The sequence below is a fragment of the Pseudonocardia phyllosphaerae genome (assembly GCF_046546475.1).
GTDB classification, from domain to species: Bacteria; Actinomycetota; Actinomycetes; order Mycobacteriales; family Pseudonocardiaceae; genus Pseudonocardia; species Pseudonocardia phyllosphaerae.
The window spans coordinates 87229-96743 of record NZ_JBKGXS010000012.1; the positions used below are offsets into that span (position 1 = coordinate 87229).

Annotated in this window: 8 protein-coding genes; 7 read left to right on the forward strand and 1 reads right to left on the reverse strand. The window is 73.1% G+C overall.

The window, feature by feature from the left end; all coding sequences use genetic code 11:
- Positions 1-5 precede the first annotated feature (5 nt).
- The 5 genes from ACLE50_RS21125 (at position 6) to ACLE50_RS21145 (ending at position 7073) form a co-directional block, all read left to right on the forward strand.
- The gene (locus ACLE50_RS21125) at positions 6-296 is read left to right on the forward strand and encodes a sarcosine oxidase subunit delta (RefSeq protein ID WP_410945348.1); all 291 of its coding nucleotides are present in this window, start codon (positions 6-8) and stop codon (positions 294-296) included.
- Complete coding sequence (locus ACLE50_RS21130) at positions 293-3157, forward strand: 2Fe-2S iron-sulfur cluster-binding protein (RefSeq protein WP_410945349.1); 2865 nt, start codon at positions 293-295, stop codon at positions 3155-3157. Before ACLE50_RS21125 ends, ACLE50_RS21130 begins: the two co-directional genes overlap by 4 nt.
- Entirely contained in the window at positions 3150-3761 is a 612-nt protein-coding gene (locus ACLE50_RS21135; protein ID WP_410945350.1) for a sarcosine oxidase subunit gamma, read from the forward strand. Before ACLE50_RS21130 ends, ACLE50_RS21135 begins: the two co-directional genes overlap by 8 nt.
- Positions 3762-3814: 53 nt before the next feature.
- Positions 3815-6307 carry a GcvT family protein gene (locus ACLE50_RS21140; RefSeq protein WP_410945351.1) on the forward strand — a complete coding sequence of 831 codons (2493 nt, stop codon included), beginning with the start codon at positions 3815-3817 and terminating at the stop codon, positions 6305-6307.
- 70 nt (positions 6308-6377) lie between these two features.
- On the forward strand, positions 6378-7073 hold the full coding sequence (locus ACLE50_RS21145) for a formimidoyltetrahydrofolate cyclodeaminase (RefSeq protein ID WP_410945352.1): 696 nt from the start codon (positions 6378-6380) through the stop codon (positions 7071-7073).
- 50 nt (positions 7074-7123) lie between these two features.
- Here ACLE50_RS21145 and ACLE50_RS21150 read toward each other — a convergent pair whose 3' ends face one another.
- A complete protein-coding gene (locus ACLE50_RS21150; protein WP_410945353.1) occupies positions 7124-7789 on the reverse strand; it encodes a GntR family transcriptional regulator in 666 nt (221 codons plus the stop codon).
- A gap of 105 nt (positions 7790-7894) precedes the next feature.
- Between ACLE50_RS21150 and purU the strand changes: the two genes are divergently transcribed.
- Positions 7895-8758 carry a formyltetrahydrofolate deformylase gene (gene purU / locus ACLE50_RS21155; protein WP_410945354.1) on the forward strand — a complete coding sequence of 288 codons (864 nt, stop codon included), beginning with the start codon at positions 7895-7897 and terminating at the stop codon, positions 8756-8758.
- Between the two features lie 535 nt (positions 8759-9293).
- The coding region (locus tag ACLE50_RS21160; protein WP_410945355.1) for a hypothetical protein at positions 9294-9515 on the forward strand (222 nt) is incomplete at its 3' end.

The following is a 9515-nucleotide window of genomic DNA, read 5'->3' on the forward strand; positions in this document are numbered from 1 at the left end:
CCGCCATGCAACTCATCCCGTGTCCGTGGTGCGGCCCCCGCGAGGAGGTCGAGTACCACTACGGCGGCCAGGCGCACGTCGCCTACCCCGCCGACCCGGCCGCGCTGACCGACGAGCAGTGGGCGCACTTCGTGTTCTTCCGCGACAACCCCGCGGGACCGTTCGCCGAGCGCTGGAACCACGCCGCCGGCTGCCGACGCTGGTTCGACGCCGTCCGTGACACCCGCACCTACGAGTTCCTGAGCGTGTCCCGCCCCGGCGAGGCCCGCCCGAGCACCCCGGGAGCCCGCACATGACCGGACACCGTCCCGAGGGCCCCTGCCGTGTCGACGGCTACGGCAGTGTCGACGGCTACGGCGGTGTCGATGGTTACGGCAGTGTCGACGGCTACGGCGGTGTCGACCGCACCCGCACCCTCGGCTTCACCTTCGACGGCGTGCCCTACCGCGGGCACCCGGGCGACACCCTGGCCTCGGCGCTGCTCGCCAACGGCGTCCGCGTGCTGGGCAGCAGCGTCAAGCTCGGCCGCCCGCGCGGTATCGGCGCCGCCTGGACCGAGGACCCGACCGGGCTCGTGCAGATCGAGGAGCCGTTCCCCGAGCCGATGCTGCTCGCGTCGGCCGTCGAGCTCTACGACGGCCTGGTCGCACACGGTGTCGCCGGGCAGGGCAGGCTCGCCGGCGTCGCCGACACCGCGCGGCACGACCGGCGCTGGGCGCACTGCGACACCCTCGTCGTCGGCGCGGGACCGGCCGGGCTGCTCGCCGCGCGCACCGCGGCCCGGCGCGGCGAGCGCGTCGTGCTCGTCGACGACCGCCCGCAGGCCGGCGGAGCGCTGCTCCCGGCCGACCGGGTCGACGGCCGTCCGGCCCCGGACTGGGTCGCCGGCGTCGTCGCCGAGCTGGCCGAGCACCCCGAGGTCACCCACCTGCAGCGGACCACCGCCTTCGGCCACTACGACGACGGCTTCGTGCTCGCACTGGAACGCCGGACCGACCACCTGGGCTTCGACGCGCCCCGCGACCGCGCCCGCCAGCGGGTGCACCGCATCCGCGCCGGAAAGGTCGTCGTCGCGGCCGGGGCGATCGAGCGGCCGGTCGCGTTCGCCGACAACGACCGCCCGGGGATCATGCTCGCGTCCGCGGCACGGGAGTTCCTGCACCGCCACGGCGTGCTCGCCGGGCGCGAGGTCGTCGTGTTCACCACCGACGACGCCGCCTACGCCGCGGCGACCGACCTCGCCCGAGCCGGCGCGTCGGTCACCCTGCTCGACGCCCGTACCGAGGCTCCCGCCGAGCGCTCCGCCACGGCCGCCGAGGCCGGGGTCGTGGTGCGGACCGGCACCGTGGTCGTCGGGAGCGAGGGCGGCGCCGACGGTGCCGTCGCCGCGGCGCTCACCGGCTCCGGCGAGACGCTGCCGTGCGACTTGCTGCTGGTCTCCGGCGGCTGGACGCCGACCGCCCACCTGTTCAGCCACATCCGCGGCGCCCTGACCTACGACCCGGCACTGGGCGCGTTCCGGCCGGGGGAGCGGATCGCGGGCACCGAGGTGGTCGGCGCCGCGAACGGCACCCTCGACCTGGCCGGATGCCTCGCCGAGGGCGCCGGCCCCGGCACCCCGGACGTGCCGGCCGTCGAGCCGGAGCCCGCGCGCACCCCGACGTCGGTGCTGTGGCGCACCCCGGGGGACCCGGCCCGCCAGTTCGTCGACATCCAGCGCGACGCGACCGTCGCCGACATCGAGCGCGCCGTCGGCGCCGGGATGCGCTCGGTCGAGCACGTGAAGCGCTACACCACGATCGGCACCGCGCACGACCAGGGCCGGACGTCGGGGATGATCGCCTCCGGGATCACCGCGGAGCTGCTCGGCAAGGCCGGCGGCGACCTCGGCACCACGACGTTCCGCCCGCCGTACGCCCCGGTCGCGTTCGCCGCGCTGGCCGGGCGCGAGCGCGGCGACCTGTTCGACCCGGTCCGTACCACCGCGGCGCACCCGTGGCACGTCGCGCAGGGGGCGGTGTTCGAGGACGTCGGGCAGTGGAAGCGGCCGCGGTACTACCCGCAGCCCGGTGAGGACATGGACACCGCGGTGCTGCGCGAGTGCGCCGCCGCCCGCACCGACGTCGCGATCATGGACGGCTCCACGCTCGGCAAGATCGACGTGCAGGGCCCGGACGCCGCGGAGCTGCTCGACCGCGTCTACACGAACATGATGAGCAGCCTGAAGGTCGGCCGCGTCCGCTACGGCGTCATGTGCGGCAACGACGGCATGGTCGCCGACGACGGCACCGTGCTGCGGCTCGCCGACGACCGCTTCCTGCTCACCACCACGACCGGCAACGCCGCGTCGGTGCTGGAGACGCTCGAGGACTGGATCCAGACCGAGTGGCCCGATCTGCGGGTGCACCTGACCTCGGTCACCGAGCACTTCGCGACGTTCCCGGTCGTCGGGCCGCGCTCCCGGGAGGTCATCGCCGAGGTCTTCGGTGACCTCGACGCCTCCAACGACGCGTTCGGCTTCATGAGCTGGCAGGACACCACCCTCGACGGCGTGCCGGTGCGGATCGCGCGGATCTCCTTCTCCGGTGAGCTGGCCTACGAGGTCAACATCGACTCCCGCTACGGCCTGGCCCTGTGGGAGCGGCTGGTCACCGTCGGCGCGCTGTGGGGGATCACCCCGTACGGCACCGAGACCATGCACGTCCTGCGCGCCGAGAAGGGCTTCCCGATCATCGGGCAGGACACCGACGGCACCGTCGCCCCGCAGGACCTTGGCATGAGCTGGGTGGTGTCGAAGAAGAAGGCCGACTTCGTCGGGAAGCGCTCGTTCTCCCGGCCGGAGAACCTCGACCCGCTGCGCAAGCACCTGGTCGGGCTGCTGCCCACCGACGGCGCGACCCGGGTGCCGGAGGGCTCGCAGATCGTCGAGTTCGCCGCCGACGGCACGCTGCCGCCGCCCCCGGTGCCGATGCTCGGCCACGTCACCTCCAGCTACCGCAGCGCCGAGCTGGACCGGCCGTTCGCACTCGCCCTGGTCAAGGGCGGCCGCGACCGGATCGGCGAGGTCGTGCACATCCCGTACGAGGGCGCGCTGGTGCCCGCCGAGATCACCGGGACGGTCTTCGTCGACCCGGAAGGAGCCCGCCGTGATGGCTGAACTGCAGACCCTGCGCGCGTCGCACCCGCTCGTGTCCTACGAGCCGGCGTTCGCGGCGCTCGGCCGCGACACCGGCGGCGACCTGACCGTCGAGGTGGAGGCGACCGGCAGCAGCACCGACCTGCGCCTGGACCCCGAGGGCCCGGCCCGCGGCGTCGCCGAGGCGGTGCTCGGTGCCCCGCTGCCGGTGCTGCCCGGCACCTGGACCTCCACCGAGGACGGCGAGATCGCCTGGCTGGGTCCCGACGAGTGGCTGGTCACCAGCCGCCGCGCACGACCGCACGCCGGCGAGTCCACGCTGCGCGACCTCGTGGCGGCCGACGGCGGTGCGGCCGTCGACGTCACCGGGCAGCGGGTCGCGCTGCGGCTGCGCGGGCGCCTGGCCCGCGAGCTGCTCGCCTTCGGCTGCGCGCTCGACCTGCACCCGCGGGCGTTCCCCGCCGGGCGCTGCGCGCAGACCCTGCTGGGGCAGGCGCACGTCCTGCTGGTCGCCCTCGGCCACGGCGACGACTACCTGATCCACGTCCGGTGCTCGTTCGCCGGCTACCTCGCCGACTGGCTGCTCGACGCGGCCACCGAGCTCCGCCCCGCCCCCGCCCTCTGACCCCTTTCCCACGGCACAGCTTTCCCACGGCACAGCGCGACCAAGGAGACACCATGACCACGAGCTCTCGTGTCGTCATCATCGGAGCCGGGATCGTCGGGACGAACCTGGCGGACGAGCTGACCGAGCGCGGCTGGACCGACGTCACCGTCGTCGACCAGGGCCCGCTCCCGCTCACCGGCGGGTCCACCTCGCACGCCCCCGGCCTGGTGTTCCAGACCACCGGGTCGAAGACGATGACCGCCTTCGCCGGCTACACCGTCGAGAAGCTGAAGGGCCTGACGGTGGACAGCCCCGACGGAACCGAGGGGGAGTGGTGCTTCAACCAGGTCGGCGGCCTGGAGGTGGCGACCACCCCGGAGCGGCTCGCGGACCTGCACCGCAAGCGGGGCTGGGCGATCTCCCGCGGGGTCCCGGCCGAGGTCGTCGGGCCCGAGGAGTGCGCGGCGCTGCACCCGCTGCTCGACGCGAGCCGGGTCCTCGGCGGGCTGCACACCCCGACCGACGGGCTGGCCAAGGCGTCGCGGGCCGTGGTCGCGCTGGCCCGGCGCGCGGAGTCCCGGGGCGCGGTGTTCCGCGGCTCCACCCGGGTCACCGGGATCGCGCAGGACGGCGGGCGGGTCACCGGAGTCGAGACCGCGGACGGGGACACGATCCCCGCCGACATCGTGGTGTCGTGTGCCGGGTTCTGGGGCCGGGAGCTGGGCGAGCTCGTCGGGATGCGGGTGCCGCTGCTGCCGCTGGCCCACCAGTACGCCCGCACCGGGCAGGTCGAGGAGCTCGTCGGCCGCAACGACGAGCGCTCCGAGGCCTCGATGCCGATCCTGCGGTACCAGGACGCGGACCTGTACTACCGCGAGCACGGCGACGCCATCGGCATCGGCTCCTACGCCCACCGCCCGATGCCGGTGTCGATCTCCGAGCTGCCCGAGGTCGGCGACGACGTCTCCGAGTCGGCCCAGCCGTCGATGCTGCCCTTCACCGAGGAGGACTTCGCGACGCAGTGGGAGCAGACCCGTGAGCTGCTGCCCGCCCTGCAGACGGCGAAGATCGAGACCGGGTTCAACGGCGTCTTCTCCTTCACCCCCGACGGCGGCCCGCTGATCGGCGAGTCCGCCGACGTCGCCGGGTTCTGGATCGCCGAGGCCGTCTGGGTCACCCACTCCGCCGGTGTCGCGCGGGCGGTGGCGCAGCTGCTCACCGACGGCCGCAGCGAGCTGGACCTGCACGGCTGCGACGTGCATCGGTTCGACGAGGTCGAGACCACCGACGCCTACGTCGACGAGACCTCGCAGCAGAACTTCGTCGAGATCTACGACGTCCTGCACCCGCTGCAGCCCAGGGTGTCCCCGCGCGACATCCGGGTCAGCCCGTTCCACACCCGCGAGCGGGAGCTGGGGGCGTTCTTCCTGACCTCGCACGCCTGGGAGCGCCCGTACTGGTACGAGGCGAACGCATCGCTGGAGACGGAGCTGCCCGACGGCTGGCGGCCGCCGTCGCGGGACGCCTGGTCGGCGATGTTCCAGTCGCCGGCCGTCGCGGTGGAGGCGTGGCGGACCCGTACCGCCGTCGCGCTGTACGACATGACCCCGCTGACCCGGCTCGAGGTCACCGGCCCGGGAGCGACGGAGTTCCTGGACCGGCTGACCACCGGGAAGATGGACAAGTCCATCGGCTCGGTCACCTACACCCTGATGCTCGACGAGGCCGGCGGCGTCCGCAGCGACGTCACCGTCGCCCGGCTCGGTGCGGAGCGGTTCCAGGTCGGCGTGAACTCCCACCTCGACCTCGACCACCTGCGCCGCAACCTGCCCGCCGACGGGAGCGTGCGGGTCGCCGACATCACCGGCGGCACCTGCTGCATCGGGGTCTGGGGCCCGCTGGCCCGCGACCTGGTGCAGCCGCTGACCGGCGACGACTTCTCCCACGAGGGACTGAAGTTCTTCCGCGCCAAGGCCGCGACGATCGCCGGGATCCCGGTGACGGCCATGCGGCTGTCCTACGTCGGCGAGCTCGGCTGGGAGATCTACACCAGCGCGGAGTACGGGCAGAAGCTGTGGGACGCGCTCTACGCCGCCGGGCGTCCGCTGGGGGTGGTCGCCGCGGGCCGCGCCGCGTTCGACAGCCTGCGCCTGGAGAAGGGCTTCCGGTCCTGGGGTGCGGACATGACCTCCGAGCACACGCCCTACGAGGCCGGCGTCGGGTTCGCGGTGCGGCCACAGACCAAGGGCGACTTCGTCGGCCGTGCCGCGGTCGAGGCGATGGACCCTGATGCGGTCACCCGGCGGCTGACCTGCCTGACGATCGACGACCGGCAGAGCGTCGTCCTCGGCCACGAGGCGGTCCTGGTCGACGGCGAGCCCGCCGGTTACGTCACTTCCGCCGCCTACGCCCACACCCTCGGCACCCCCGTCGCCTACGCCTGGCTGCCCGCGGGGCTCGAGGTCGGCAGCAGCGTCGAGATCCTGTACTTCGATCGGCGGGTCCGGGCCTCGGTCGCGGCGGAGCCGCTGCTGGACCCGGCGATGGAGCGCATGCGCCGCTGACGGCCGGCCCACCCACGGGCTTCCGCTCCCATCCACAGGCTCCCGGGTTCCACCCACAGGAAGGAGCGCCATGCGCTCGGACACCCTCGACCGGTTCCTCTGGGACCTCGCCGCGCACGCCCCGGTCCCGGCCGGAGGTGTGACGGCGGGCCTGCACCTCGCCCAGGCCGCGGCCCTGCTGGGGCGGGCGGCGCGGGCCAGCGACGCCGTGGCCGCAGCCGGTGGGGCGGCCCTCTCCGGCACCGCCGCCCCGGGCGCGCACGGCTCCGCGTCATCCCCGGCGAGTGCGGGGTCCGCGGCGGGCACGTCGCCGGCGGGGGAGCGGATCGTCCGGCCCGGTGACCAGGACGCACTGCGGATCGTGCGCAATCGTGCCGACGAGCTCCGGATCGTCGGGCTCGGCCTCGCCGAGGACGACGCCCGGGCCCGCGCGGCTCTCGCGCGTTCCGATCCGGCCGGGCAGGCGGCACGGGTCGAGGCCGGGCGGGTGCCGGCGCGCGTCGTGGGGGTCGCGGAGCAGGTCGTCGGTGTGGCCGAACGGCTGCTGCCGGTCGCCGTACCCGGGGTGCTGGGGGACCTCGGGGCGGCGGCCGAGACCGCGCGGGCCGCCGCGGTGACCGCCCGGCTGCAGGTGGAGGCGGGGCTCGCCGGGATCGTCGATCCGCTGGCCCGCCTCGAGCTCACCGACGCCCTCGACGGCGTCGACGCCCTGCTCCTCCGGGTGGACGCCCTGGTCGCCGACGTCCGGGACCGGCTGCGGCGATGAGAGCGGCCACGGCCGTACCGAGAAGGGGGCGCCCTGTCCCGGACGGCTGCTCAGACGACCGCGCGGATCGCCTTCTCGAACCCGATGACGTGCTCGCGGGCGCGTTCCTCGGCCTCGTCGGGGCGTCGCTCGGCGATGGCGCGCAGCAGGTCCACGTGCTCGCCGACGTGCTGGTCGAAGTGCGACATCCGGTCCAGGAACAGGCAGAAGATCCTGGTCGCGAGGTTGTCGTACCGGATCAGGGTGTCCTCCAGGTGCGGGTTGCCTGCGGCGGAGTACACCGCGCGGTGCACGTGCAGGTCCCAGCGCATGAGGGTGTCGCGGTCCAGCGTGGCGACGTCGACGCCGTCGAGCGCGTCGGCCAGCTCGGCGATGCCGGCCAGCGTGGCGGCGCTCGCGGACTCCGCCGCACGACGCGCGGCGAGCGGCTCCAGCTGCACCCGGATGTCGGAGATGTAGGCCAGGTCGGTGATGTCGACGCCGGTCGCGAACGTCCCGCGGCGGGGGTAGGAGACGACGAGCCGGTCGACCTCGAGGTGCTTGAGGGCCTCCCGCACGGGGGTGCGGCCGACCTCGAGGGACCTGGCGAGCGCGACGTCGTCGATCGCGGTCATGGGCGGGATGTCCAGCATGATCAGCCGGTCCCGGATCGCCGCGTACGCCTTGCCGGCCAGCGAGCTGTACTCGGGCTCGTCGGTGTCGGGGAGAGCGGTCATCACCGCATCGTAATCGAGTAGACCGCACATCCGGCGCACAACGGTCGGCTCATCAGTGTCCACCAGTAGTACATCAGTCGTATTCCAGCTATCCGGAGGTGCACCGTGACCCGGTCCTTCATTCTCACCCTCAGCTGCCCGAACCGGACCGGGATCGTGCGCGCGGTCAGCGCGTTCCTGTTCGAGCACGGGTGCGACATCTCCGAGTACCAGCAGTTCGACGATCCGGTCAGCGGCCGGCTGTTCCTGCGGACCCGCGCCGACGTGACCTGCTCGGACGCGGAGCCGGAGCCCGACCTCGACGCGGTGTCCCGGGCCTTCGCCGACGTCGCCACCGAGTTCGGCATGGACTACCAGTTCTCCGACGGCGCCCCGGCCCGGATCCTGGTGATGGTGTCCAAGCTCGGGCACTGCCTCAACGACCTGATCTACCGCTGGCGGGCAGGCAGCCTCGGTGCGGAGATCGTCGCCGTCGTCTCCAACCACGAGGACCTGCGGCCGATGGCCGAGAGCGCAGGCCTGCCCTACGTCCACATCCCCGTCACCGCGGACACCAAGCCCGACGCCGAGGCGCAGCTGCTGGCCACCGCCGACGCCTACGACGCCGAGCTCGTCGTCCTGGCCCGCTACATGCAGGTGCTCTCCGACGAGACCTGCAAGGCGCTGTACGGGCGGGCGATCAACATCCACCACTCGTTCCTGCCCGGGTTCAAGGGCGCGCGGCCGTACCACCAGGCCTACGGGCGCGGGGTGAAGCTGGTCGGCGCGACCGCGCACTACGTGACCCCGGACCTCGACGAGGGGCCGATCATCGAGCAGGAGGTGATCCGGATCGACCACACCTACGACCCGTCGTCGTTGCAGATGGTCGGCCGCGACGCCGAGGCCCTCGCTCTGTCCCGTGCGGTGCGCTGGCACTGCGAGCGCCGGGTCCTGCTCTCGGGGACGAGCACCGTCGTGTTCCGGTAGACCATCCGGCCCGTGCGGCGGCCCCGGCTCCGGTGGAGCCGGGGCCGTCTGCTGTGCGGGGGAACCGGCGGCCCCCCGGTGTCCGGGGCTCGGGCGGACCGCAGTGCGGAGTTGATCAGCACAGCCATGACGTGCGCGCCGCCGAGCGGCGCAGATGATCAGTGCTGGATCTGTTGATCGGTACGGAAGTGGTGTCGATTCCGCGGAAGCGGGGCGATCGACAGGCGGGGTACGTCGTCGGTGCGGGAATGTGATGGCCGGTGTCGCCAGGTGCTGATCGCGGAGCGGTCCCGGCGTTCGGTGCTGTTTTCGGGCGGGATCTTCGGCGCCACATCGTTCGGCCTACGAACGGAGTGGCGCGTAACGTGCGAGCCACATCATTCGGTCGTCGAACGATATGGTGCGTACCGTTCGGCGCAGTCGAATCTTTCGCCGTTCGAACGGTTTCTCGCTCGAGTCCTCCCGGCGCGACGAACGGTCGGGAGAATGCGCCGAGTGACAGTTGATCAAACATCTGTTCGAGTAGAATGGTGTCGTGTCCAGTGACCGGCTTCGTGACGCCTACCGCCTCCTTGTCGAGGCGGTGGATGCGCTCGATGCTGCCGCCGGAGCCGATGCCGATGATGCGGCTCTGCTGTCGTCGCTGCCGATGGCCGAGGGCGTGGTGCGCCGGCTGGACCGGTGCACGGTGGCGGTCACGGCGGAGCTGGAGCGGCGGGGGGCGTTCGTCGAGCGCGGTTACAAGAATGCCGATTCC

What these genes read in the sequence shown, in the direction of transcription:
- ACLE50_RS21125 (WP_410945348.1), top strand. Translation starts at nt 6, where the DNA reads ATGCAACTCATCCCGTGTCCGTGGTGCGGCCCCCGCGAGGAGGTCGAG.
- ACLE50_RS21130 (WP_410945349.1), top strand. Translation starts at nt 293, where the DNA reads ATGACCGGACACCGTCCCGAGGGCCCCTGCCGTGTCGACGGCTACGGC.
- ACLE50_RS21135 (WP_410945350.1), top strand. Translation starts at nt 3,150, where the DNA reads ATGGCTGAACTGCAGACCCTGCGCGCGTCGCACCCGCTCGTGTCCTAC.
- ACLE50_RS21140 (WP_410945351.1), top strand. Translation starts at nt 3,815, where the DNA reads ATGACCACGAGCTCTCGTGTCGTCATCATCGGAGCCGGGATCGTCGGG.
- ACLE50_RS21145 (WP_410945352.1), top strand. Translation starts at nt 6,378, where the DNA reads ATGCGCTCGGACACCCTCGACCGGTTCCTCTGGGACCTCGCCGCGCAC.
- ACLE50_RS21150 (WP_410945353.1), bottom strand. Translation starts at nt 7,789, where the DNA reads ATGACCGCTCTCCCCGACACCGACGAGCCCGAGTACAGCTCGCTGGCC.